Consider the following 25,143-nt stretch of genomic DNA (forward strand, 5'->3'; position numbering starts at 1 on the left):
AGATGTCTTCAGGGAGTTTTCCCCGTGCGCTATTCATATACCGTCGGGAAACCGCACATCAGGGGGTTCCTACGGTCAATAGATCATCGACGATGCGGCTGACACCAACTGGAATCCGGTTCTCCTGCCAGACCTCTTAGAGGAGGATACGATGAACACCGACCCGAAAAAGTGGAATCTCTTCAAGTTCCTTCGCGGGGCAGCCCGCAAGTCCGATGGGGACAGCCCGGAAAGCCCGCCGGCGAGCGAACAATGGCGCGCCTCCTTGCCTGACATTCCGCGACTGTTCTCACGCGAACCGTGGCGCGCAGTGGAGGAGTTCTTTCATGACCCGTTTGCCGGCCGTGGTGCACTCGAGCGATGGTTTGGCGACTTCAGTTCATCGCGCTTCCAGCCGCGCATCGACGTGGTCGACGAAGGGCAGGTGCTGCGCGTGACCGCCGAATTGCCAGGGATAGAGCGCGAAGACCTGAACGTGAGCGTCGAGGACGGGGCGATCGTGCTGCGCGGCGAGAAAAAGCAGGACGTGCGCAGCGACGAAGATGGCTGTTACCGGCTAGAGCGCGCCTATGGAAACTTCGTGCGCACGATTCCCATGCCGGAAAACGCCGACCCCGATCACACCCTGGCAAAGTTTGACAATGGTGTGCTCACGTTGACCGTGCCGAAATCGGAGCCGGCGCGATCCGCGAGTCGCACGATCGATATTGGCTAGGGCAAGCAGGCAAGAAATGTCTTGGTGGCGGGCGGATATCGTGTGGGCCGGCCATTAGCTCAACTGGTAGAGCAGTGGACTGTTGATCCGTTGGTCGCTGGTTCGACTCCAGTACGACCTACCGGACAAGGCCACTAGCGCCGGGGCCGGTCCAGTGGCGCCGGTCGGCGTGGTCGAGATTCCTGAGCCACTGCTCACGACGATGTTCGAGACGATAGTGGCCGGCCACGAAGATTGTCGCAATCGCCCGCGCAAACGACCCCACCACCATTGCCCACATCACGCAAGCTCCTTCGCCTCGGCCCCGGCGCAGCGTGTGACCTGACGAAACGCGAGGATTGCCTGCTACCATGGTCAGCGCCGTCAGAGCCGGAGCAGTCGAAGGACACGACGACCAGTCAGCATCGCGTAGAACAGTGATCACCGCCCGCATTCAGCCCCCCGTCGGTCTCCGGCTCCCTGAGCCTCACCGGAAAATGGATCTCGAAGCTTGTGCCGTGCCCTTTACGCGATTTGAAATGGATGACGCCCTCAAGCGTCCGGCAGAGCTCCTTCACGATTGCCAGTCCCAGTCCGGCGCCTGGGATGTCCTCGTCTGCCGCCCGCTCGAATTCGTTGAACACACGTGCCTGGTCAGATGGCGCGATGCCCACGCCCGTATCCGACACCCGCAGATACCAGTGATCCGCGTCCACCCAGCCCACCGTCAGGCGAACCTCGCCCTCGGGCGTATACTTCAGGGCGTTCGACAGCAGATTCGTCGCCACCTGCTTCAGCCGGAGCCGGTGCGAGCGAACGGCACTCAACCCGGGGTCACGCTCGGCTTCGAGCCGCAAGCCTTTGGCTTCAACCAGCGGACGTGAAGTCGCCACCAGTTCGTCGAATAGCTCGCCCAGGTCAACCGTCTCGGGGAGGACAGGTGAGACGTCGCCGAGGACAACTGAATACTCCACCATCTGGTCGACCAGTTGCTTCATGTCGGCAGCCTGCCGGCTCGCCAATGCAACCCCGGCTTCCGTTTTTGCCGGTGCACGGGAGATCAGTTGCAGCGCAATCGAAAACGCGTTCAGGAAATTGCGCAGGTCGTGGACGACGCTGCGCGTCATCTGCATGCGCGACTCGTGCAGCTCGCTTAGCAGCCGCTGCCTGAGTTCGAGCTCATCATTGGCGCGCTCGAGACGAGCGGTATATTGGTCGATCTCGCGCTCGCGCTCGGACACGACCTCCCGGATCGATGTCAGCGTCACGAAACTGCGCGCCTCATCGATCAGGCGACGCGCGCGGGCTTCGTATTGCCGGCTGAAGCTCGGGACCGACTGCGCATATTCGTCGAGCGCGTCATCCAGCACCTGACCCAACAGGTCCAGCTCACGCACCAGTTCCACGATCTGGTAACCCTGGCGCCAGCGCACATTGCCGTGCTGACGCGCCCCCCGTCCGATTGCCGGCTCGGCCTGGTCGAGATCTTCCGCCTCGAGCGCCACGCAGATGCTGTGGATAATCTGGGGCAGATGGTCTGCGAGCTGTTCGTACGTCAGCCGGTCAGCCTCCGTCAGGATTTCATCCGCAGATACCGCGCGCATCCACCGCTCAGTCAGCGCGGTTCGGCTCTGCTGGAGAAAGGCGGCAAGGCCGCGAAGCGGCGCCGGTTGCAGGTCGGGCATGATCAGGTTGGGTCGGCAAACGGGAAACGAGGATTGGCCCGGACGGGTTGGCGGGTGACCAGCGAGGAGGCGGCATGGCTTGATTATCCGTCAGACCGGCCCTCTCCCTCTGGAACGGGATTTGCATGATGCACAGGCAATCTACAAGTATCAAGCTCAGACTCGCTTTGGAACCTACATGTGGGATCCCGACCCATCGCGCCCCTGCTACGATCTGACCCGGCGTGCCCATCCAATCCTGACATGTGCTTAGGTGTCAGGCAGTTGGCCCTCCGTCTCGGCGCCACTTTCTCGCCCGTGTCGTTTCTGGCCAGTCCCGCTCACGGGTTGCAGCCCGTCCTCTTCGAGCCTGGCCTTGAGAAAGGCATCGGCGTGATCCAGCCAGCTCCGTACCTCGCCTTCCGGTGTGTTCAGCAAGCGCGCAATGTTGCGCACTGGCACGTCGTCCACGCGTGCTAGCAGCACAGTTCGACGCCACTGGTTAGGCAGCTGCGACAGCAATTCGCCGACGATCTCGTGCAATTCGTTCTGGGCGGCTACCACGTCCGGGCTAATGGCAGCGTCAGGCACCACATCTTCCATCCGCAGCAACTCATCCGGTTGCCAGTACTCGAATACCGCGTCATCAATGTCATCATGAGAGCGTGCCGGCACAACCGTGGCCTTGGCCTCGAGCGAAACCCAGCGGCCTTCTTCGCTGCGCCGCCGCGCAACCTCAGCTTCCAGCACGGCCAGCGCGAGCCCGTGCAGTTCATCCTCGCTCAGTACCACCTGCGGGGCCTGGTTCAGTCGCTCGAGGGCGCGAGTCAGTACCTCGTCGACCACATCGTCCAAGGCCGGATCCGCTTCTGCCAAGTCGCCGCGCGCCCGCAGATAGGACAGTTCGCGCTGCGCGAAGCGTTGCAGCGGCGATAGCAGTGCCCGAACCTGTTCGTCGAAACGTGCCGATTCCGCCGGGGTCGCCGCCGCGGTGGCGGCCTTCAGTCGTCGCAGCCCCTCACGGCGCTGTTTGCGCCGCCAAGTATCCTCCCGGCGCAGGCGCGCCAGGTGGCGCTCGATCTGGCGCCCAAGGTCGACGAACGACGCCCTCAGCGCGCTTCGGATCGACTTCCCGTCTTCTGTGCTGACTAACGTGGCACGCGGCAGCGCCAGGCGCAGCCTGACATGATAGGAGGGGTGGGCGGCGTCCCTCGCGAGATCGGCGCGCAGCAGCACCGTTCCGCCAAAAAACCGTTTGAAATGACGCTTGAGATAGTGCGCGGCAGACTCGGTGAGCATTTGCTCGCACCGCGCGTGCGAGGCCTCGGTGATGTTTTGGTATCTTACCAGCAGTTTCACGACATGCCCGCTGCAATAGCCTATCGCGCCCCGGGACGATGGCAGCCAACATCCAACCTTCTCTCCACGAAGGGCCTCCGCACGCGTGAGCCTCGCCAGCACGCTTGCGGCCACATTCCCCCACGGGCCCCGTTGCTGTGGGCTGAAGTTGTCCGCTTCGCCTTGCCTGAGCCAAAGAACCAAGGGCAACAAGGATACCTGTTGCGTGCTCCACCTGGCACCACGGCGGTCAACCAAAACTTGGGAATCGGTCCTGCCTTGGCGAGTTGGTGTGCCGGTTCAGGCGCGCCCGACCAATCCGATCCCCAATGCACGGCCCTTACAGGGCGAAACGGAAATGCCCACTGTGCAGCACGATGTTGCGTGATCCAGTCAAGTCGAATAGGGTGCGTGCGACGCTTTCAATATCATCGCGGTGTCCCTGTAGGGCCTGTACCAGATCCTCTGGCCGATGCGAGCGCGCCCCAAAGTGATCCTCAAGCGCCTCCGCAGTAATGGCATAGCATGCTGGCGTTCCGTCCACGCGAGCAGCGCATTCGAGGCTCAAGTCGGCGGCACGAAAGCGCGGTTCGGTGCGAGGAAAGTCAATCTGTTGCATTGCGATAACCAGGAGAGAAACCGAGGTTGCCAGCGAACACCGTCGCCGCGCCGATTTGTTGCCAGTGTAGGCAGATTTCGATGGACGACAAAGTCGCGAAGCACGCGATTCGCGGCGCGGCGATCCGGTTCATCCGCGTTGCCGGCTATGCGGACGGCGTCAGGCACCACACTCGGCCTATCGTTTGCGTTGATGGCCGCATGAGCTTGGACCGTGGGGCGAGCGTCGGGCGCGCCATGCCCGGATCGCCGGCTACCCTGGGCGGCCCGACGAATCGAAATCCGGCGACTCGTCGTCCAGAATTTCGAATACCTCTTCCGCCTTGCGTCCCGAGCCGAACTCCGGGTTGCGCAATTGAGGCTCGTCGGCACGCAACCATTCGCAGGCCCGCCGCACATCCTCAACGGTCGGCTCGATGTCCTGGATCCGTGCGATCACTTCATCGTCAACGGGACCCACAATCTCGCGGATCTCACTCGCGCTCGCCAATCGCGAATCGCTCTTGGTCGTGTGCATGGCGATGTCTCCTATGCGGTGGGGGCGGCGTCTTGCCGAATCCGACCCCAGTACGGATGCGGGCGCCGCAGCCTGAAGCGACGTGCCTCTGATCCGAATTTAAATGGTTCCCGAAGGCGGCGCCAAGGGCTTGTCCTCTTCGCACCGGCCGGGATAGGTGGTCGCCGCCTTCACCAGCCGTTCTTGCGTGTAGGCGCCGGCGAACTGACCATCCACCAGCAGGTAGAATTTCCATGGCTGGTTACTCTCGCGCGTGGCGTTCTGGTCGAGCAGGATCGCGGTGCGGCGCACCACCTCTTGCCAGTCTCGGCTGACGACAATGTCGTGTGCGCTCTGATTGGCGCCATCGGGACGGTAGGTGACCAGTGTGTAGGTCAGCGTGTTCATGCTCCCTCCTCTTTGGTGCCGTTGTGTTCGTCCTGCCCCCGCGAACGTGCGGTCCGAACATAAAGCCTACCAATCCGAGGCCCCGCCCGGCTTCGCCCCTAATAGCTTAGCGCACTTGGCTGGCGACGCCGGCGCACACCCTTATCGCGCCGCCACAGGTGCCCGCCCGGCATACGGTGGGGGATCAGCCCGCGCTCAGCCAGGCCATCGCGGCTAGTAGCGTGACGCACGATCAGGCGCTTGCAACGCGCCTGCTCGCTTCTAATATTAAATGAGGCGGTGCGCGCGAAGGCGGCCCGCCTCGCTTGCGCTTGGAGCCGGCATGATCCCCGTGCCGACGGGCGCCGGTAGCATTTCGGATAGCCAAGAAGTGTCGCGTCGTGGCTGGATTTTCGCGGGCGTGGCAGTCGCCCTGTGCGGGGGTGGCTATGTCGCCTACGGCCTTGTTGCAAACGAAGTGCGCAATTCGCAATGGCAGGCGCACTATCTTGGTCGCTTCGCCAGGCAGTTGAGCGTCGCGGTGCAGCCGGGCGCCAGCGACAGCATCCGCTTTCCCCATTCCGGCCCCTATGACGTGCGCCTGGGCTACGGTCGGATGCCAGACTTCACCGAGCGGCTGACGCAACACGGCTACGTGACAGCGGAGCAGGCGCGCATGTCGCCTGCGATGGTTCGGCTGATGGACTACGGCATCTTCCCCCCGTATCGCGAGAAGAGCCAGGCCGGCCTGGCGCTGCGCGACTGCAACGGCCTGACGCTGGCGTTTGAACGCTATCCGCAGCGGCAATATGACAACTTCGCGGCGGTGCCGCCGGTGCTCGTCGGCGCGCTGCTGTTCGTGGAGAACCAGGGGCTGCTGAATCCGGAGTACCCGAACCTGAACCCGGCGCTCGACTGGAAACGCCTGTCACGGGCGGTGATGGACCAGGTGATCCGCCTGGCCGACAAGTTGCACGAATCGCCTGGCGGCAGCACGCTGGCCACGCAGACCGAGAAGTATCGGCATTCGCCGGAAGGTCGCACGCAGTCGATCGCGGAGAAGTTCCGGCAGATGGCCTCGGCCTCGCTGCGCGCCTACCTGGACGGGCCGGACACGCGTCGCGCGCGCGAACGCATCGTGGTCGACTATCTCAACACGGTGCCGCTGTCGGCACGGGTGGGCTTTGGCGAGGTCAACGGCATTGGCGATGCGCTGTGGGTCTGGTATGGCGAGGATTTCGCCGAGGCTAACCGGCTGATGACGCAGATGGACCCGAACGCGCCCACCGGCCGCGAGGCGCAGGCGTTCAAGCGCGCACTGTCGCTGATCATCGCGCAGCGCCGGCCTTCCTACCACCTGCGCCGCGACGACACCAACCTAGAGGCGCTGACTGGCAGCTACCTGCGCCTGCTGGCGACCAACCGCATCATCACGCCCGCGTTGCGCGACGCCGCGCTGCGGCAGCCGCTGGCCAAGGCGGCGCCGCCACCCAAGCCTGAGCCGCAGCCCTTCGTCACGCGCAAAGCTATCAACCGAGTGCGCGCGGACATCGGCTGGATGACCGGCGTCGATAGCCGCTATGACATGGACCGGCTGGACCTGACTGCGGACAGCACCATCAACCGCGAGGCGCAGCGCATTGTTACCGATATCCTGCTGCGCATGCGCGACAAGGACGAGGCCCGCAAAATGGGCCTGTACGGCCACAACCTGCTGCGCGATCCGGATGATCCGTCCAAGTTGACCGCCAGCTTCACGCTGTTCGAGCGCGTGGGCAATGCCAGTGTGGTGCGGGTGCAGGCCGACAACGTGGATCAGCCGTTCGACGTCAATAGCGGGGGGCGCTTCAACCTGGGATCCACCGCCAAGCTGCGCACGCTGGTGACTTACCTGGAGATCGTCACCGAGCTGCACGGTCGCTATGCCGGCATGAGCCGCGCCGATCTGGCCGGTGTAAAGCTGGCGAAGCAGGATGCACTCAGCCGCTGGGCAGTCGATTATCTGAGCCAGGCCCCTGCGCCGGCGGAGCGCGAACTGACGCCGATGCTGGAAGCGGCCCTGGAACGCAAGTATTCCGGCAACCCGGGCGAAGCCTTCTTTACCGGCGGGGGACGGCAGAGCTTCAGCAATTTCGAGCGCTGGGAAGGCGAGCGCATCATGACCGTGCGCGAAGGTTTCCAGCATTCGGTTAACCTGGTCTTCATCCGCCTGATGCGCGACATCGTGCGCCATGAGATGTTCCACGCCAGGCCCGACATGAGCGACATCTTCGAAGACCGGAACTCGCCCGAGCGCCGCGCTTACCTGGAGCGCTTTGCCGACCAGGAGGGCAGCGCTTACATGACCGGCTTCTACCAGCACTACCGCGGCAAGAATTCGGACCAACGCCTGGCAACCCTGCTTGGCCGCGTGCGCATGAGCACGCCGCACTATTCCGCGGTGCGCCTGTCGGTGACGCTGCTGAGCGTGCGGCCGGACTTGGATGAGGAGAGCTTTATCCGCATCATGCGCTCGCGATTGACCGACAAGCGGCTCGCTGGCGAAGATCTGCCCGCGCTCTACCGCAAGTATGGCCACGACAAGTTCAACCTCAATGACCGCGGTTACCTGTCGCGCATCCACCCGCTGGAGCTGTGGATGGTGGAATACCTGGGCAAGCATCCGGATGCGACGCTGGCGCAGATCCTGCGCGACAGCACTGCCGAGCGCCAGGAGGTGTACCGGTGGCTGTTCCGCTCCCGCAGCAAGGCCGGCCAGGACAACCGCATCCGCACCCTGCTGGAGCAGGATGCATTCCAGCGCATTGCGAAGCGCTGGCAGCGCCTGGGCTACCCCTTCGATTCGCTGACCCCGTCGTATGCCACCGCCATCGGCGCCTCGGGCGACCGACCCGCCGCGCTGGCGGAGTTGGCTGGCATCCTCCTCAACGGCGGGGTGGCCACTCGGACGGCCACGGTGCGCAGCCTGGATTTTGCCGCCAATACTCCCTATGCCACGCGCTTTGTCCTGCAGCCGGCGCCGGGCAAGCGACTGCTGCCGACCGAAGTGGCATCCCTGGTGCGGCGCTCGATGCTGGATGTGGTGGAGCGGGGCACGGCCAGGTCGATCCGGGGCGCGTTCGTGATGCCCGGCAAGGGCGGCGCGCCGCTGGCGGTGGCCGGCAAGACCGGCACGGGCGACCAGCGCTTCCAAGTGTATGCCCCGGGCGGGCGGCTGATCGCGTCACGCTCCGTGACCCGTTCGGCCACCTTTGTCTTCGTCGTGGGTGAACACTTCTTCGGCACCGTCACCATCAGCGCGAGGGAGCCGTATGCGGCGCGGTACAGCTACACCAGCGCCCTGGCGGTGCGGCTGCTGCGCTACATGGCGCCGCAGGTGGCGGCCATGGTCGCGCCGGGCAGCGACCAGCCGCTGCTGCGTTGCCGCGACCGACTTCAAGAAGATCCGCTTCTCGGCGTCATGGCCCATTGACCGAAACGCGCGCGAAATGTCATCGCTGCCTAGCCTTTCGGCCGGCTTGACGCGCCCGGCAAACCAAGAACCAGGCTCCGTCAACCCGAGCCACTACGTGGCGCGTCCCATAATTCAAGGTACTCCGGACGGTAGGGCTTGGGGCAGAAATGATCGAAGCCTGCCTCCATGACTTCGCTTGGCATTTTGTCGCCGCGCCCGCCACTGAATGCGACGATCACGGCTTGCTGTGCCCAGGGTTGTGCACGCAGGCGCCGGGCAACCTCCAAACCAGTGATTCGGGGCATATCCAGATCGAGCACGAGCAACTGCGGCCGAAAGCCCGCGGCAAGCAGCATCATCGCCTCGCCGTCGTCGCACCACTGGGCGTCCCACTCGGATTGCCGCAACAGTTCACAGAGTGCGGAAGCACCGTTGGGATCGTCATCGGGAATGAGCGCACGTCGCAACACGAGTTCCAATTTCCAATTGGGCTTCTCATCTATTCATAGCGAACGGTTGCCGCGGATGCAACGGTGTCTTTGGGGCTTCCTGCGATGGACCCGATCTCGATCTAGAGATTTTCGATCTGGCGTTCTGGCATGACTCGTGGTCGGCGACGTCGAGCACGTAGGCGCGGTAGGCGCCTCCCTGCGCCGCAAAGCGCTCCAATCTATCCATGGATGGCGCCAGCGTTGTTCGGCGCATAGTTACCACCACCGTAGCGACGCGTAGCGACTGGCATAGTGCGTGGCCTCGTTGATGCGATCAGAGCACTTATAGTGCGACTCAGCGCTCCGGCAGCCGTAACGGCCGGAACTTCCCTGCCTGTAGCTTGTTGCTTTGGCGCCACACGTAATCGCCGGTCAGGTTAATGTGTTCCCATCCCAGCGGGGACAGGTAAGAAAACAAGGCTGGATCGATTGGCATGCCACGGCCCATCAGTGCCTGCACAGCACGTTCGAGATAGACGGTGTTCCACAGCACGATTGCCGCCGTGACCAGGTTCAGCCCACTGGCGCGGTAGCGTTGCTGCTCGAAGCTGCGGTCGCGAATTTCGCCAAGACGGTAGAAGAAGACGGATCGCGCCAGCGCGTTGCGGGCCTCGCCCTTGTTGAGGCCCGCATGGGTGCGACGGCGCAATTGCAGGTCCTGTAACCAGTCCAGCGTGAACAATGTCCGCTCGATGCGGCCTAGCTCGCGAAGCGCCACTGCGAGGCCATTTTGTCGTGGGTAGCTGCCGAGCTTTCGCAACATCAATGAGGCGGTCACCGTGCCCTGGCGGATCGACGTGGCCAGGCGCAGGATTTCATCCCAGTGTGACCGGATCAGCGTCTCCTTGCAGGCGCTACCGATCATCGGAGCCAACGCCGGATAGTCGTCTGGGCTGCCGGGGATGTACAGCTTCGTGTCTGCGAGATCGCGGATCCGGGGCGCGAACCGGAACCCGAGCAGATGCATCAGGGCGAAGACGTGATCGGTGAAGCCGTTGGTATCCGTGTAATGCTCCTGGATCCGCAGATCGGACTCATGGTACAGCAAGCCGTCGAGCACGTAGGTCGAATCACGGATGCCGACGTTGACCAGATTGGAGTGATACGGCGCGTACTGATCCGAGATATGCGTGTAGATCATCCGGCCGGGTTCGGAGCCGTACTTCGGATTTACGTGCCCAGTGCTCTCGGCTCGGCCGCCGGCCTTGAAGCGCTGACCGTCTGACGAAGACGTCGTGCCGTCCCCCCAATGCGCAGCGAACCCATGGGCCGACTGTGCATTGACGAGATCGGCCAGGCCCTGAGTATAGGTTTCGTCCCGAATATGCCACGCCTGCAGCCAGGACAGCTTGGCGTAGGTAGTGCCCGGGCAGGATTCCGCCATTTTGGTCAGACCGAGATTGATGGCGTCGGCAAGCACAGTCGTGAGCAACAGCGTCTTGTCGGCGGCCGGCTCGCCCGTCTTCAGGTGCGTGAAATGGCGGGTGAAGCCGGTCCATCCGTCGACTTCCAGCAGCAGCTCCGTGATCTTGACGCGCGGTAGCATCAGCGCGGTCTGGTCGATCAAGGTCTGCGCCTCCATTGGAACGGCGGCGTCGAGCGGCGAGATCTTCAGGCCGGACTGGGTGATGATCGCGTCCGGCAGCTTGTTCGCGGTGGCTAGCCGATCGACGGTGGCCAGTTTCAGTTCCAGCAATCGGCGTCGCTCATCCAAGTAGCAGTCGCAATCAGTGGCGATCGGCAGCGGCAGCAGGCGCCTCTGTCGGAGCGCGACGAACTTCTCGGCGGGCAACAGGTACGTCTCGAAATCCTTGAATTGCCGCGAGCCCTGCACCCAGATGTCGCCGGAACGCAAGCGGTTCCTGAGTTCCACCAGCGCGCACAACTCATAGTAGCGACGGTCGATGCCGTTCTTGGCGCGTACCAGCGGCTCCCAGCGCTTCTTGATGAAAGAGGTGGGCGCATCGGCCGGGACTTTGCGCGCATCGTTGACATTCATCTTTCGGATGGTGTCAATGGCGGCCAGCACATCCTTGGCCGCCGGCGCGGCACGCAGCTTCAGGATATCGAGAAACTCCGGCACGTAGCGGCGCAGCGTCGAGAAATGGTCGCCAACCAGATGCAGGAAGTCAAACGCCTCAGGTTGGGCGAGCTGCTCGGCTTCGGTGACGCTCTTGGTGAAGACCTGCCAGGGCATCACCGCTTCAATCGCCTCGAAGGGATCGCCGCCGCGCTCCTTCGCCTCCAGGATGGCCCGCCCGATTCTCGAGTACTGCCGGATCTTGTCATTGATCGACTTGCCGGACAGATGAAATTCCTCGCGGTGCTTCTTCTTCGCCAGATTGAACAGACGCCCCAAGATACGGTCGTGTAGATCGACGATTTCATCGGTGACGGTCGCGCAGGCCTCGATCACGATCGCGGTCAGCGTCGCGTGCCGGCGCTGCGGCTCGAACTTGGCGAGATCATGGGGCGTCATCTGACCGCCCTCCCGGGCGATCTTCAGCAGCCGGTTCTGGTGAACCAGCCGCTCGATCCCCTCCGGCAAGCCGACGGCTCGCAGCAGCTTCAGGCGGTTGATGTGCTGCAACATCTGGCGGGAGCTGGCCTTGCCCGGCGGCAGCCGCAGCCAGGCGAGCCAGGTCAGCCGCCCGTCTGGCCGGCGCTGCAGGAGCAGGTCGAGTTGTCGCCGGTGGTGTTCCGTGAGCGGCTCGGTCAGTACCTGGTAAATGCGGCGGGTCGCGCGCGTCACGGCCTCCGCGCATATGCGCTCCAGCACGTTCGTGCCCGGCAGCAGCAGCGACTGCTGGCGCAGGAAATCGATCAACGCCGTGGCGAGGATGATGCCCTTGTCGGTTTGCTGCGCCAGCTCCGACAGCGACTGGACGGCGGCGCGGTAGTCGGCCATGGTGAATGGGCGCATGCGAAGCACGGTCTGCAGCTCCGCCTGGTGCTCCCGTCGGGTCTGGTCACGCCGCCCGTAGTCTGGCCAATGCGAGGGCGCAACGCGCAACTGCTGCGCCACCACCTGCAGCAATGCCTGTGGCGGTTCCTCGCCCGCCGCCAGCATGATGCCGGGATAGCGCATGTAGCAGAGCTGGACCGCGAAACCCAACCGATTGTCGGCGCCCCGGCGCTGCCGGATCAGCGCAAGATCCGACTCGTTGAATGTGTAATGACGGATGAGTTCTTCGTCGGTGTCCGGAAATGAGAGCAGGTTCTCCCGCTCGGTGGCGGAAAGTACGGTACGGCGTGACATGCCAATGCTTTCGATGAACCGGAATCAGCGGTCTTGGTCGGTGCTGCGCCGGCTTCAGTGGGCAGGTTTCAGGAAAGAATACGCATTTTAAAGCGTTCTATTCAGATAATCCTTGTTATCGTAATAAGCCTGTTTCTAGCATAAACTGGTAGCCATGAAAATGCCCCAGACACCGCCACTCGGCATCCCGGAATCCCGCGACTTCCCCGATGAAGCCGCGCTCGCGGCGCTGCGTGGCTGGTATTCCGGCTTGTCGTCCCGCGCGGCGGTGGAGCGTTATCTGGCCCATGCCAAGGCGCCCGGCGAATCGGCACGCGGCATGCTTGGCCGGATCCGCCGGCAACTGATCGCCTTCGCCCAGCACCGCCAGCGCGCCGACCTGGCGGATCTGCTGCGGCATCCCGTCAGCGAACGGCTGCAGTGCGCCATTGCTGTGGGCCATGCGATCGAGGTCCTGCGTTCCCTTCCAGCCCCGCAGCCTCAGGTCACGGACGACATCGGGCTTTGGCTGGCACCCCGGGCCGTTCGCGCCCTGCGCGCCCACGGCATCCAGACGCTGGCGGACCTGACCGTGCGGGTGCCGCGCCGACGCCGCTGGTGGAGTGCGATCCCAGACCTGGGGCAGGCCAGCGCACGGCACATCGAGGACTTCTTTCGCGCGCACCCGCAACTGACCGAGCGGGCGCGCGCGCTGATCGTCACCACGTCGCCGAGTGCGGTGGTGCCGTGGGAGCGGCTGCATCTGCCGCACGAGGTGGACGGCTCGCGGGGCAGTTTCCGGGCGCCGCGGCAGGCCTGCACGCTCGACGCGTCCAACGACTACGAGGCGGTGCAGGCCTGGCTCGCCCTGCACGAAGCGCCGACCACGCAGCGCGCCTACCGGAAGGAAGCCGAGCGGCTGATCCTGTGGGCGATTGTCGAACGGGGTCGGGCGCTATCATCGCTCACCACAGAAGATGCCATCGCCTATCGCACCTTTCTGCGAAGGCCAGCGCCGCGCGAGCGGTGGGTCGGGCCGCCGCGAGCACGTAGCGGCCCCGATTGGCGGCCGTTCGCACGAGCGCTTTCGGCTCGCTCCACGGCATACGCGCTATCGGTGCTCGGCGCCTTGTTCCGCTGGCTGATCGAGCAACGCTATGTGTTGGCCAATCCGTTTGCGGGGATCAAGGTCCGTGGCCGCACTCGCGTCGCCGCCCTCGATACCTCCAGAGGATTTACCGAGGGCGAATGGCTGCTGGTGCGTACCATTGCCGACGGCCTGGAGTGGTCCTATGGCTGGGATGCTCCCGCAGCCCAGCGCCTGCGCTTTATCCTGGATTTCGCTTATGCCACCGGCTTGCGCGCCAGCGAACTGGTCCGCGCAACCCTGGGCGACATCCGCGTGGATGAACACCATGATCACTGGCTGCATCTGGTTGGCAAGGGCAGTCGGCCCGGAAAAGTGGCGCTACCGCCACTGGCACGCTCGGGGCTCGACCAGTATCTGGTGCAACGAGGACTGCCGGTGACGCCGGCCCGTTGGGACCCCAAGACACCTCTCCTCGCCAGCCTGGACCAGGATAGCGCGAGCAGTATTACCGGGACCCGCCTCTGGCACGTGATGCGGCGCTTCTTTGACCAGGCCGCCGATGTGATTGCGTGCGACGACCCTGCAGTGGCCGAGAAGCTGTGCCGAGCTAGCCCGCACTGGATGCGGCATACCCATGCCACACACGCTCTGGCCCGCGGCGCGGAATTGACCAGCGTGCGCGACAACCTTCGTCACGCTTCGGTGGCGACCACCTCGATTTATCTACAAAGCGACGAGGTCAAGCGGGCACGCCAGATGAATCAGGCCTTCGCGGCCCGGTAGCCAGCGCTCGGCCAGGCCTCCCGTGGCTTAGCGTGCAATATTTTCCGTTTTCTGAAGCGACCCCGTTTAGCGATTCCAACATATCGTTCTGATCCAGCGACCGCTGCGACTTCTTCCCGGGCGGTCGTCCTCCCTTGCGGGGAGCTCCCTCCGTGCCAGGCACAGAGAGGGACCGCGTGTTGTCGCGCTTTTCCTGAACGTATTGGGCCAGCTGCAGCACATGCCCCAGGCGCTTGTTGTCCACGATCGCGCCTTGGTCAATCTCGGCGAGCCGGTCATAGGTGGTGTAGGGCAGGGCAGCACCATCGGCCCACAACTCGATCCGCCCGTCCGGGTACTCGGCCACCTCGAGGTAGCTGTGGATCAGGCGCCGGTGCTCGGGCCGGTCCTCGAGCAGATACATGACCTTGTCGTACTGCAGCGTGAGGCTGGCCGACACCTTGCGCCATTCGCGCCAGCAGAAAATGCGCGCCAGGTCCTCGTCGCCACGCAGCGGCCGGTGCGCATCGAAATCGCGCTTGGGCACCTTGGCAAAGCGCGCGTTGTAGTCGGCGATGAACTCAGCCATGAAGGCATTGGCGGCCTCCATGGTGCTGATATTGCGCAGGCGCAGTTCCTTGACCAAACGGTCCTGCAGGGTCAGGTGGGTTCGTTCGACGCGCCCCTTGGCCTGGCTGCTATTGGCGCAGATGCCTTCGATGTTCAGCTCAAACAACGCCCGGGCAAACTGCGTGTGGCCATCCCCGCCGGTTGCCCCTTGCTTGTTGACCCGGAAAACGCTGGCCTTGTCACTGTAAAACGCCACCGGCTTGCCATGGCGCTCCAGATAGGCACGGGTCGCCGCGAAATACGTGAACGTGGATTTCGAATGAGTGAAGCGCAGTTCCATGATCCGGCTGGTGGCGTCGTCGACGTACACCAGCAGCGTGCAGGCTGGCGCGCGCTCCTCAAACCAGCGGTGATCGCTGCCATCAATCTGAATCAGTTCGCCATAGCAGGCGCGCCGGTTACGAGGCTGGTAGACCTTGGGCGGCCGCTGTTTGCGCGGCACCCACAGGCCGGCTGCCGTCATCAGTCGGCGGATCGTTTCTTTGGACAAGGTCAGTCCATGGCGCTCGTGCAGCTTCTCGGCCGCCAGCGTTGGGCCGAAGTCAGCGTAGTGTTCCCGGATCAGGCCAAGGGCTACAGATTCGCGGTCCGCAGGCATGCGATTGTTGCTGGGTCGCCCGCGCCGTTGCGACACTAGCCCGGACGGGCCTTCCTGCTTATAGCGTTCCAGCAGCCGCCGGAACTGCCGGTCCGTGATCTCCAACCGTTCGGCGGCCACGCCGGGCCGCAACTGACCATCCACGACCGCCTGGACGGTCTTGAGCCTATCTAACTCACGCATGCTTACTGTAATAACCTCGGTTCCAGCCATCGCCGGGCGTCCCTTTATGCATTCAACCGGGCAGGCTGAATACCATGGACAGGCCCTCAGGCGGACATTTGAACTTTGCTAAAACCGGACATTACAACTTTGCCGCTACACCAACAGTTCGCATAATGTATCTTATGTTAAATCATAAACGGAGCCGAAGTGCACCTTCCAGCCCCTAATACCCTTCAGATAACCCGTCAATCACTACAGTCATTCCCGCGCAGGCGGGAATCCAGCGTCTTTCACGTCCCCTTCGGGGAAAAAATCACTGGGTTCCTGCCTGCCCGGGGACGACGAGGCAAAGCGTGATGCCGCCGATGATGCAGGCAACACGCCGCATACGCCGGCGCAAAGGCCGGCGCAGGTCCTTCGCGTTTGGGCACTACTCTTCCTGGAACGCTTCCTCGCGCTTGGCTTTGATCGATGGCAGGGCAACGATGCCAACCAGCAGCGCGGCGGCAATCAGCAGGCTGAGCGACAGCGGACGGGTCACGAACACAGTGAACGTCCCGCGCGACAGCAACAGCGCCCGGCGGAAGTTCTCCTCCATCATCGGTCCCAGCACAAAGCCCAGCAGCAGTGGTGCCGGCTCGCACTGGAGCTTGATGAACAGGTAGCCGATCACACCGAAGCCAGCCGCGGTGAAGACGTCGAAGGTCTGGTTGTTGACCGAGAAGACGCCAATGCAGCAGAACACCAGGATGGCTGGGTACAGGTAGCGGTAAGGCACTTGCAGCAGCTTGACCCAGATGCCGATCAGCGGCAGGTTCAGGATGATAAGCATCAGGTTGCCGATCCACATCGAGGCGATCAGGCCCCAGAATAGCGCGGGGTTGCTGGTCATGACCTGCGGGCCGGGCTGGATGTTGTGGATGGTCATCGCACCCACCATCAGCGCCATCACCGCGTTGGGCGGAATGCCCAGCGTCAGCAGCGGGATGAAGGAGGTCTGCGCCGCGGCGTTGTTGGCCGATTCCGGACCCGCCACGCCTTCGATCGCACCCTTGCCGAACTCATGCGAGTACTTCGAGGTCTTCTTTTCCAGCGAGTAAGCTGCGAACGAAGCCAGCGCCGCACCGCCGCCGGGCAGAATGCCCAGAATGGAGCCCAGCGCGGTACCGCGCAGCACTGCGGGTGCCATGCGCCTGAAGTCCGCCTTGGAGGGCCATAGATTGGTGACGTGATCGGTAAAGGTCTCGCGGTGTTCTTTCTGTTCGAGGTTGGCGATGATCTCGGCAAAGCCGAACATGCCCATGGCCAGCGCGACGAAGTCGACGCCATCGGTCAGTTCAGGGATATCAAAGGAGAAACGCGCGGCGCCCGAGTTCACGTCGGTGCCGACCAGGCCCAGCAGAAGCCCCAGCACGATCATTGCCACTGCCTTTGGGAGAGAACCGGAGGCCAGCACTACGGCGCCGATCAGGCCCAGGCACATCAGCGAGAAGTACTCGGCGGGACCGAACTTGAACGCCAGTTCCGACAGCGGCGTGGCAAACGCAGCCAGGATCAGCGTAGACACGCAGCCGGCGAAGAAGGAGCCGATGCCGGCGGTGGCCAGCGCCACCCCCGCTCGTCCCCGCCGCGCCATCTGGTAGCCATCGATGGTGGTCACCACCGATGACGACTCGCCCGGCAGGTTGACCAGGATGGCGGTGGTGGAGCCGCCATATTGCGCGCCGTAGTAGATGCCGGCCAGCATGATCAGCGCGGCTACCGGCGGCAGCGTATAGGTCACCGGCAGCAGCATGGCGATGGTGGCCAGCGGACCGATGCCCGGCAGCACGCCGATCAGCGTACCGAGCACGCAGCCGAGGAAGCAGTAGGCAAGGTTCTGCAGCGTTAGCGCCGTGGAGAATCCAAGGGCCAGGTGTTCGAATAGTTCCATTTTTTGGCCGACTCCTTAACCAGTAATGAAAGCCGGCCACAGTCCAACCCGACCAGGATGAACATCAGGCCGGAGGCTAGTCCATTTGGCCGCGTAGGCGCAAAACGATTCTCCTCAAAGTACATGAAATGCGGCACTGTGCGCAGCGCCCAGGCGCAGGGTGTTCCTGGCATGCAGCCGCATGCCCGCAGGGATGGATCGAACCGTAGTGAGCCGATCTTTCAGCCAGCTTTCAATCGTCATGACTCAGGGGTATGTCCCGATCCGCTGCGCTAGCGCAGGTGGACAATACCGCACCTCATGATGCTTCACACGGAAGCGCGGGAGCGCCGCGACGGCGTGGTGCGCTACACCATGAACCTGGCTTTTCTGACGGACGGGATTGGCCTGATCAGTATTGCCTTGGATGCCTGGTCACGCTGGAACCGCATCCTCAGGCGGCGCGGTACGCCCGCCGAAGGCAGTACGAAGCCAGAGATACCAGTCATCCATGCCCGCGCCAGACAGTGCCGACACCTGTAGGATCGCGATGTCCGGATTGACCTGGCGCGCACAGGCGAGGCAGCGTGCCACGTCGAAGCTCACATACGGCAGCAGGTCCGTCTTGGTCATCAGCATCAGGCTGCTGGCACGGAACATGTGCGGATACTTAAGCGGCTTGTCTTCGCCTTCGGTCACGGAGAGGATCACCACCTTGGCCTGCTCCCCAAGGTCGAACAGTGCCGGGCAGATAAGGTTGCCCACATTTTCGATCATGACAACTGAATGCGGCGGCGGATCGAGAGCGGTCAGCGCGCGCGAGATCATGTCTGCATCCAGGTGGCAGCCCGTGCCGGTATTGACCTGGATCGCGCGGCAGCCGGCCGCGCGGATGCGCTGCGCGTCGTTCAGCGTGGCCTGATCCCCTTCGATCACCGTCAACGGCAGCGTCGGGCCGAGGTCGCGGATGGTCCGCTCCAGCAGCGTGGTCTTGCCGGCCCCTGGCGAACTGACGAGGTTCAGCGCGACAATGGAGCGCCCCGCCAGCCAGCCGCGGTTGCGCTGCGCGATCCACTGGTTCTTGGCAAGGATGTCCTGCTCGATGACGACGGAGGTGCCGTGGATGTGGGCATGTTCGTGGGCATGTTCGTGGGCGCGTTCGTGGGGATGAGCGTGCGCATGCCCGTGTGGATGGTCGTGGTAATGCACCGCACGCGGATGCATGGGCGCATGCAGGAGGGCAGCCGCGTGGCCGGCATGATCGTCGGCGGGATGCTTGCGCAACACCATGCCGCCGGCCTCCTGCACGGCCCCGGGTGACACGGCATCCGGATACGGATGCGCATGCACCACGCCCTGTCCCGCGCCGCCTGTTGGCGCCGGCTCACCTTCCACCGCCGGGCCCGAGACCACTGCGCCTGTCGTATCGCCGCAACCGCAAGTCGTGCACATCACGCCACCTCCATCCGCCGGATCTTCAATTGCTGCCCGGAGATCAACTCCAGGTTCTCGCTGCCGCACGCGCACTGCCCGAACGGCACCGCGATCTCCAACTCGGCGCCGCAGGCCAAGCAGCGCGCCACGCCGGGAGTCTCCACGATCTCCAGCTCCGCGCCTTCCACCGCCGTATCCTTCGCACACACGTCGAAGCAGAACCGGATAGCATCCGGCATCACCGCGCATAGCCGGCCGATCTCGAGCTGCACCCAGAGCACGCGCGCGCCCCGCGCCTGCTCGGCACAGATCTCGACCACGCTGTTCGCGATACTTAGTTCGTGCATGTCGGCCTTTGCTTGCTGTCCACCGGGTGCGGCCGCTCAGCAGATCCGCGGCAGCTGCTCGCCCACCAGCATGTCGACAACTCGCTGCCCGCCAAAGCCGGTGTGCAGAACCACCAGCCCCGCCGGCCCCGGCTCCACTTCGCCGATGGCTGCCGCCTGCCTGCCATCTGGATGCGCGCGCATGGCCGCCAGCACGCGCGCGGCATCCTCCGGCGGCACTATGGCCACCAGGATCCCTTCGTTGGCCAGGTACAGCGGATCCAGCCCGAGGATCTCGCACGCTCCCTTGACAGCCTCGCGCAGCGGCACCTCCACCTCGCGGATGCGGATGGCCACGCCGGAGGCCTGCGCGAACTCGTTGAGCACCGTCGCCACGCCGCCGCGCGTGGCGTCGCGCAAGCAGTGGATATCGGGGCAGGCGCCGAGCATCGCCGCGACCAGCCCGTTGAGCGGGCGGCAGTCGCTTTGCAGGTCGGCCTCAAGTGCGAGCTGCTGGCGTGCCACCAGGATCGCCGCGCCATGGTCGCCAAGATAGCCATTGACGAGAACCACGTCTCCCGCACGCGCATGGCGCGCGGAGATCGATAGCCCAGCGCGCACCACGCCGATCCCGGCCGTATTGATAAACAGCTTGTCCGCGCTGCCGCGCTCGACCACCTTGGTATCGCCCGTGACGATCGCGACGCCGGCTGCCCGTGCGACGCGCTGCATGCTGGCTGCGACCCGGCGCAAGGTGTCGACCGGCAAGCCTTCCTCCAGCACCACGCCGCACGACAGGAACAGCGGCGTCGCGCCGCACACCGCGAGGTCGTTCACGGTTCCCGACGCGGCAAGCGTGCCGATGTCGCCGCCGGGAAAGAACAGCGGATCAACCACGTAGCTGTCGGTGGTGAAGGCCAGCCGGTCGCCGAGGGCTGCCAGGCTGGCCAGCGGGAACACAGCCTGGTCCTCTAGCGCGGCCAGCGCGGGATTGTCGAAGGTGCTCACGAACACGTCTTCGATCAGGTCTCGCATCGCTCGGCCGCCGCTTCCGTGGGCCAGGTTGATGGTCGTGTCCCGCACGCGCGCCGCGCGTGCCGGCGGGACCGGAACATGGTCATTCATGGCCGGCTCCCGCTGCGGCCGGCTCGTTGGCAACGGCATCCCTGGTTGCCGCTTGCCCGGCCGCTCGCGCGCCATGTCGCCCGAGCCGGGAGGTGTCGATGCGGCAGTAATGGTAGTACGCCGCGCAGGCGCCCTCGCTCGAGACCATCAGCGACCCCAGCGGCGACTCCGGCGTGCAGGCGGTGCCGAACACCTTGCATTGATGGGGCTTGATCACACCCTTGAGCACCTCGCCGCACTGGCAGGCCTTGGGGTCGGCGATCTTGACGTCGGGCACGGTGAACTTGCGCTCGGCGTCGAACGCGGAGAATGCCTCGCGCATCCGCACACCCGAGAAGTCGATCGATCCCAGTCCGCGCCATTCGAAGAACTCGCGCAGCTCGAACACTTCCTGGATCGCCGCCAGCGCCTGCGCATTGCCCGCTGCCGGCACGATCCGGCCGTACTGGTTCTCCACTTCGCAGCGGCCCTGCGCGATCTGCCTGAGCACCATCCACATCGACTGCAGCACGTCCAGCGGCTCGAAGCCTGCCACGGTGATCGGCTTGCGGTAGTGCCGGGCGATAAACTCGTACGGTTGCGTGCCGATCACCATGCTGACATGGCCCGGACCGAGGAAGCCGTCGATCTGCAGGTCAGGGGAATCGAGAATGGCCTTGATGGTCGGGATGATCGTGATGTGGTTGCAGAACAGCGAGAAGTTGCGCACGCCCTCAGCCCGCGCGCGCAGAACGGTCATGGCGGTGCTCGGCATGGTGGTCTCGAAGCCCAGGCCGAAGAAGATCACTTCGCGGTCCGGGTGGTTGCGCGCGAGCGCCAGCGCGTCGAGCGGCGAGTAGACCATCCGCACGTCGGCGCCATCCGCCTTGGCCTTGAGCAGGCTCTTGCGGGAGCCGGGCACGCGCATGGCGTCGCCGAACGTCGTGAATATCACTTCGGGGCGCTCGGCCAGCGCCACGCAGTCGTCGACGCGCCCCATCGGCAGCACGCATACCGGGCACCCCGGGCCATGCACGAACTCCACCTCGTCAGGCAAGAGTTGCTGGATGCCGTAGCGGAAAATCGTATGCGTATGGCCGCCGCACACCTCCATGATCTGCAGCGGGCGCCGCCTGGCGCGGCCCATGCCTGCCACCAGCTCGCGGATTTCCCGCGCCAGCGCCTGCGCCTTGGCGGGATCGCGGAATTCGTCGACGTACTTCATCGCGCGCCTCCTGCGGCCAGCCCGCCGCGGTCCTCGGCGAGCAACGTGTGCACCAGATCCCACAGGATGTGGTAGATCGCAACATGGGTTTCCTGCACCCGGTGAATGCTGTCGCTGTCCACCACCAGGCAGTGATCGAGGTCCGCGCTCGCCGCCATGCGGCCGCCGTCGTGACCAGACAGGCCGATGGTCGCCAGACCCATCTCCTTGCCTTTGGCGAAGGCCGCGAGCAGATTTTCCGAGTTGCCGCTGGTCGAGACACCGATCAGCGCGTCGCCGCGCCGCGCCTGCGCCACCAGCTGGCGCACGAAGACGTGGGCAAAGCCCACGTCGTTCCCAACTGCGGTCATCATCGCCGTATCCGCGACGAGGTTGACGGCCGCGAGCGCCGGCCGGCCCGCCGTGACGGGATGCAGGAACTCCACCGCGATATGCGCCGCGTCGCAGCTCGACCCGCCGTTGCCCATGGCAAACAACCGGCCGCCGTTGCGGTAGGTCAAGGCAATTGCCTGGGCCACCGCCACCACCGCGGGCCCGTTCTGCTCGAAGAAGCGGCGCTTGGCGTCAATGCTGTCGCTGGCCTTCTGCTGCACGGAAGCAAGTAAGGCTGCGTCAAGCCTGGCGCCGTCCTGCCGCTCTCCGTGCAGGAATGGATATAGCCCTTGCAGTGGTGTTTCCCCGGGCATGCCGCGTCTCCTTGCTACGTGATACCTGCCGTCCCAGCTTTGCTCCCGCCCTCTTCTCCCGCCCTCTTCTCCTGCCCCCGCCCGCTCGCTATGGCGGGGCCGGCGACCCCGCGCGCATCTCGTCGAATTCGGCCTGCGCAATGCCGAGTTCATGCAGCAGCGCCAGCGTGCGCGCCGCCTCCGCCTCGTCCAGGCGGCTCATGGCAAAGCCCACGTGGACCAGCACCCATTCACCCACGCAAGCCTCGGCCTTGTGCTCGTCGTCCACGATGAAGGCGATATTGATCAGGCGCCGCACGCCGCCGACCTCGACCATCGCCAATGCATTGGCGGCGTCGCGCACTTCCAGGATCTGTCCGGGGATACCTAGGCACATGTTGCACTCCGATAGGCCGCGTTTGCCTGGCCTGCAACGTCTGCGCCCGCCAGGGACCGCGCGGCGGCGATGGCCGCCTGCCCGAACGAGAGGCCGCCGTCATTGGCGGGTACCTGGCTGTGCGTCAGCACCCGGCAGCCTTGCGCGGAAAGCCGCGTGACGACCTGTTCGAGCAGGATGCGGTTCTGGAACACACCGCCGGACAGGGCCACCGGCACCGCGCGGCACCCCGCGCCCGGGCAGTCCGCCAGGTACGCGACCATGCTCGCGATGGCGATCGCCAGCCCCTTGTGGAAGCGCGCGCTGATCAGCGGCGCCGGCGTAGCGCGCGCCAGGTCAGCCAGCAGGGCCACCCACATCGGGCCCGGCTCCAGGCAGGCCGGCGTGCCCGGCACGATGGCGAACGGATAGGCACTGCCATCGTCTTCCTCGCTCAGCGTGCGGCGATCGGCCAGCGCCTCGAACTCCATGGCGGCCTGCCCTTCGTAGCATGCCCGCTCGGGGCAGACGCCTGCGGCCGCCGCCACCGCATCGAACAGCCGCCCGGCCGAGCTGGCCAGCGGGCTGTTGATGCTGCGCGCAAGCATGGCGTCCAGTACCTCGCGCGGACGCGTTGCCAGGAAGCGTACAAGCGCCAGGCTGGCATGCCGGGCGATCAGGGTATCCCACCCGACCGCGGCAGCCAGATGTGCGTAGGTATTGCGCCACGGCTCGTGGATCGCGCGCTCACCGCCGGGCATCCCCACTGGCTTGAAGCAGGCCAGCCGCGTGAAGTCCCGGTAGTCCGCCAACAGGAATTCGCCACCCCATAGACTGCCATCGACACCGTACCCGATGCCATCCAGCGCCACGCCCAGTACGGGGCCGGCGCCCAGGGCCACGCCGTTCTCCGCCATGCACGCGGCGATATGCGCGTGATGATGCTGCACCTGCGCAACCGGCAGCTGCCCCTGCCGTGCCAGGTCGCGGCCGATCTTGGCGGACAGGTACTCGGGATGCATGTCCACCGCGACCAGATGCGGGTCATGCTCGAACAACGCCATGTATTGCGTCAGCGCGCGGCGGTAGTCGGCATGGGTCAGCGCGTCTTCCAGGTCGCCCATATGGTGGGACAGGATGGCCTCGCCCGCGCGCATCAGGCAGAACGTGTTCTTGAGTTCGCCGCCCATGGCCAGCACCGGCGCCGCGGCAGCGAAGCCCGGCGGCAACGGCAGCGGCGCGGGCGCATATCCGCGTGAGCGCCGCATCACCCGGGGCACGTCCAGCACGACGCGCGCCACTGAGTCATCCACGCGCCGGACCACGTCACGGTCATGCATCAGGAACGCATCGGCGATCGCGCCGAGGCGCATGCGCGCGTCGGCGTTCTCCGTGCACTGGGGCTCGTTGCTGGCGTTGCCGCTGGTCAGCACGATCGGGCGGTCGGCCATCGCCATCAGCAGCCAGTGCAGCGGTGTGCCCGGCAGCATGAACCCCAGCGCGGCGATGCCGGGCGCGACGTCGGGCGCCAGGGGCGCACCCTGCCGGTCGCTGCGCGCCTGGACGATCACGATGGGTGCCGCCGGGCTTTGCAGCAACCCACATTCGGCCGCGGTCGGCTCGCTGTATTGGCGGATCACCGCCAGGTCGCGCGCCATCAGTGCGAACGGCTTGCGCTCGCGCCGCTTGCGCTGGCGCAGGCGCGCCACTGCCACGGGGTTGCAGGCATCGCAGGCCAGCTGGAACCCGCCGATGCCCTTGATGGCGACGATCCCGCCGTCGCGCAGGAGCGCCCACGCCGCGCGGATCGCGTCGTCGGGGCCGGCGGCCAGCGGCCCGCCTGCGTGCTCGAGCCACACCTGGGGTCCGCAGGCCGCGCAGGCCAGCGGCTGCGCGTGGAAGCGGCGGTCGGCCGGGTCTTCATACTCGGCAAGGCACGCCGGGCACATCGGGAACGCGGCCATGGCCGTGTTGGCGCGGTCGTAGGGAATCGCGCGCACGATCGACAGGCGCGGGCCGCAATGCGTGCAGTTGGCAAACGGATAGCGATAGCGCCGGTTCAGCGGGTCGCCGACATCGGCGATGCAGGCACTACAGACCTTGGCGTCCGGTACCACGCCGGTCCGCACCGGCCCGCCCACGCTGGCAACAATGCGAAAGCCACCCAGGTCCGCGCCCTCGGCATCCTGCGCCAGGACGCGGCGCTCGATGGCGTCGATGCGCGCCAGGGGCGGGCACTCGTCCCGCAGCCGCGCAATGAAGCGGTCCAGCGCCACGGCGTCGCCCCAGGCGCGGATCTGCACGCCATCGCTGTCGTTGCGCACGGAGCCGGACAGCCCGCAATCGTGTGCGAGCCGCCATACGGTGGGCCGGAACCCGACCCCCTGCACCATGCCGCGCACGCGGATCTCCTCGCCGCGTGGCCCTACCGCGGCGGACCGGTCCCGGGCTGGCAGTGCGCAGGCTTGCATGGCGT

The 25,143-nt window shown here is 65.1% G+C and carries 20 protein-coding genes; 3 read left to right on the top strand and 17 right to left on the bottom strand.

Translation table 11 applies throughout. From position 1 onward, the window contains the following. Positions 1-151 precede the first annotated feature (151 nt). A complete protein-coding gene (locus ACREYQ_RS07975; RefSeq protein ID WP_432260193.1) occupies positions 152-715 on the top strand; it encodes an Hsp20/alpha crystallin family protein in 564 nt (187 codons plus the stop codon). A 398-nt stretch (positions 716-1,113) separates the two neighbouring features. Here ACREYQ_RS07975 and ACREYQ_RS07980 read toward each other — a convergent pair whose 3' ends face one another. From ACREYQ_RS07980 to ACREYQ_RS08005, 6 genes are all read right to left on the bottom strand, one after another. Beyond that, positions 1,114-2,379 (bottom strand): sensor histidine kinase, encoded by a 1,266-nt coding sequence (locus ACREYQ_RS07980; protein ID WP_432260194.1) that lies wholly within the window; start codon positions 2,377-2,379, stop codon positions 1,114-1,116. A 249-nt stretch (positions 2,380-2,628) separates the two neighbouring features. Beyond that, entirely contained in the window at positions 2,629-3,717 is a 1,089-nt protein-coding gene (locus ACREYQ_RS07985) for a sigma factor-like helix-turn-helix DNA-binding protein (protein ID WP_432260195.1), read from the bottom strand. Positions 3,718-4,036: 319 nt separating this feature from the next. Further along, the gene (locus tag ACREYQ_RS07990; RefSeq protein ID WP_317923264.1) at positions 4,037-4,315 is read right to left on the bottom strand and encodes a DUF1488 domain-containing protein; all 279 of its coding nucleotides are present in this window, start codon (positions 4,313-4,315) and stop codon (positions 4,037-4,039) included. Further along, a complete protein-coding gene (locus ACREYQ_RS07995) occupies positions 4,302-4,448 on the bottom strand; it encodes a hypothetical protein (protein ID WP_432260196.1) in 147 nt (48 codons plus the stop codon). The genes ACREYQ_RS07990 and ACREYQ_RS07995 overlap by 14 nt, the downstream gene beginning before the upstream one ends. Positions 4,449-4,567: 119 nt before the next feature. Next, positions 4,568-4,831, bottom strand: a complete 264-nt coding sequence (locus ACREYQ_RS08000) for a hypothetical protein (protein ID WP_432260197.1) — start codon at positions 4,829-4,831, stop codon at positions 4,568-4,570. Positions 4,832-4,930: 99 nt separating this feature from the next. Next, the gene (locus tag ACREYQ_RS08005; RefSeq protein ID WP_432260198.1) at positions 4,931-5,218 is read right to left on the bottom strand and encodes a hypothetical protein; all 288 of its coding nucleotides are present in this window, start codon (positions 5,216-5,218) and stop codon (positions 4,931-4,933) included. Positions 5,219-5,588: 370 nt separating this feature from the next. Between ACREYQ_RS08005 and ACREYQ_RS08010 the strand changes: the two genes are divergently transcribed. Further along, positions 5,589-8,669, top strand: a complete 3,081-nt coding sequence (locus tag ACREYQ_RS08010; RefSeq protein WP_432260199.1) for a transglycosylase domain-containing protein — start codon at positions 5,589-5,591, stop codon at positions 8,667-8,669. 80 nt (positions 8,670-8,749) lie between these two features. Here the strand turns inward: ACREYQ_RS08010 and ACREYQ_RS08015 are convergent, their stop codons facing one another. Both ACREYQ_RS08015 and ACREYQ_RS08020 read right to left on the bottom strand, forming a co-directional pair. Beyond that, complete coding sequence (locus tag ACREYQ_RS08015) at positions 8,750-9,121, bottom strand: response regulator (RefSeq protein WP_432260380.1); 372 nt, start codon at positions 9,119-9,121, stop codon at positions 8,750-8,752. Positions 9,122-9,437: 316 nt separating this feature from the next. After that, complete coding sequence (locus ACREYQ_RS08020; protein WP_432260200.1) at positions 9,438-12,401, bottom strand: Tn3 family transposase; 2,964 nt, start codon at positions 12,399-12,401, stop codon at positions 9,438-9,440. A gap of 160 nt (positions 12,402-12,561) precedes the next feature. Between ACREYQ_RS08020 and ACREYQ_RS08025 the strand changes: the two genes are divergently transcribed. Next, complete coding sequence (locus tag ACREYQ_RS08025; RefSeq protein ID WP_432260381.1) at positions 12,562-14,253, top strand: phage integrase family protein; 1,692 nt, start codon at positions 12,562-12,564, stop codon at positions 14,251-14,253. On the opposite strand, the gene ACREYQ_RS08030 is transcribed toward ACREYQ_RS08025, so the two are convergent. The 9 genes from ACREYQ_RS08030 to hypF all read right to left on the bottom strand — a co-directional run bounded on the left by ACREYQ_RS08030 (position 14,210) and on the right by hypF (position 25,138). Next, positions 14,210-15,673, bottom strand: coding sequence for an ISNCY family transposase (locus tag ACREYQ_RS08030; RefSeq protein ID WP_432260201.1), 1,464 nt, complete (start codon positions 15,671-15,673; stop codon positions 14,210-14,212). The two genes, ACREYQ_RS08025 and ACREYQ_RS08030, sit on opposite strands and share 44 nt — an antisense overlap. A gap of 382 nt (positions 15,674-16,055) precedes the next feature. Further along, the gene (locus tag ACREYQ_RS08035) at positions 16,056-17,558 is read right to left on the bottom strand and encodes a tripartite tricarboxylate transporter permease (RefSeq protein ID WP_432260202.1); all 1,503 of its coding nucleotides are present in this window, start codon (positions 17,556-17,558) and stop codon (positions 16,056-16,058) included. A gap of 414 nt (positions 17,559-17,972) precedes the next feature. Continuing rightward, complete coding sequence (gene hypB / locus ACREYQ_RS08040; RefSeq protein WP_432260203.1) at positions 17,973-18,845, bottom strand: hydrogenase nickel incorporation protein HypB; 873 nt, start codon at positions 18,843-18,845, stop codon at positions 17,973-17,975. A gap of 143 nt (positions 18,846-18,988) precedes the next feature. Continuing rightward, positions 18,989-19,318, bottom strand: a complete 330-nt coding sequence (gene hypA, locus ACREYQ_RS08045; RefSeq protein ID WP_011153999.1) for a hydrogenase maturation nickel metallochaperone HypA — start codon at positions 19,316-19,318, stop codon at positions 18,989-18,991. Positions 19,319-19,354: 36 nt separating this feature from the next. Next, positions 19,355-20,422, bottom strand: a complete 1,068-nt coding sequence (hypE, locus tag ACREYQ_RS08050) for a hydrogenase expression/formation protein HypE (protein ID WP_432260204.1) — start codon at positions 20,420-20,422, stop codon at positions 19,355-19,357. Continuing rightward, positions 20,415-21,626 (bottom strand): hydrogenase formation protein HypD, encoded by a 1,212-nt coding sequence (gene hypD / locus ACREYQ_RS08055; protein WP_432260205.1) that lies wholly within the window; start codon positions 21,624-21,626, stop codon positions 20,415-20,417. The genes hypE and hypD overlap by 8 nt, the downstream gene beginning before the upstream one ends. Next, positions 21,623-22,312 (bottom strand): D-sedoheptulose-7-phosphate isomerase, encoded by a 690-nt coding sequence (locus tag ACREYQ_RS08060; protein WP_432260206.1) that lies wholly within the window; start codon positions 22,310-22,312, stop codon positions 21,623-21,625. The genes hypD and ACREYQ_RS08060 overlap by 4 nt, the downstream gene beginning before the upstream one ends. An 88-nt stretch (positions 22,313-22,400) precedes the next feature. Next, positions 22,401-22,688, bottom strand: a complete 288-nt coding sequence (locus tag ACREYQ_RS08065) for a HypC/HybG/HupF family hydrogenase formation chaperone (protein WP_432260207.1) — start codon at positions 22,686-22,688, stop codon at positions 22,401-22,403. After that, positions 22,679-25,138, bottom strand: a complete 2,460-nt coding sequence (gene hypF, locus ACREYQ_RS08070) for a carbamoyltransferase HypF (protein WP_432260208.1) — start codon at positions 25,136-25,138, stop codon at positions 22,679-22,681. The genes ACREYQ_RS08065 and hypF overlap by 10 nt, the downstream gene beginning before the upstream one ends. Positions 25,139-25,143: the final 5 nt, after the last annotated feature.

The organism is Cupriavidus sp. TMH.W2 (genome assembly GCF_050847365.1).
In the GTDB taxonomy this organism is placed as follows: domain Bacteria; phylum Pseudomonadota; class Gammaproteobacteria; order Burkholderiales; family Burkholderiaceae; genus Cupriavidus.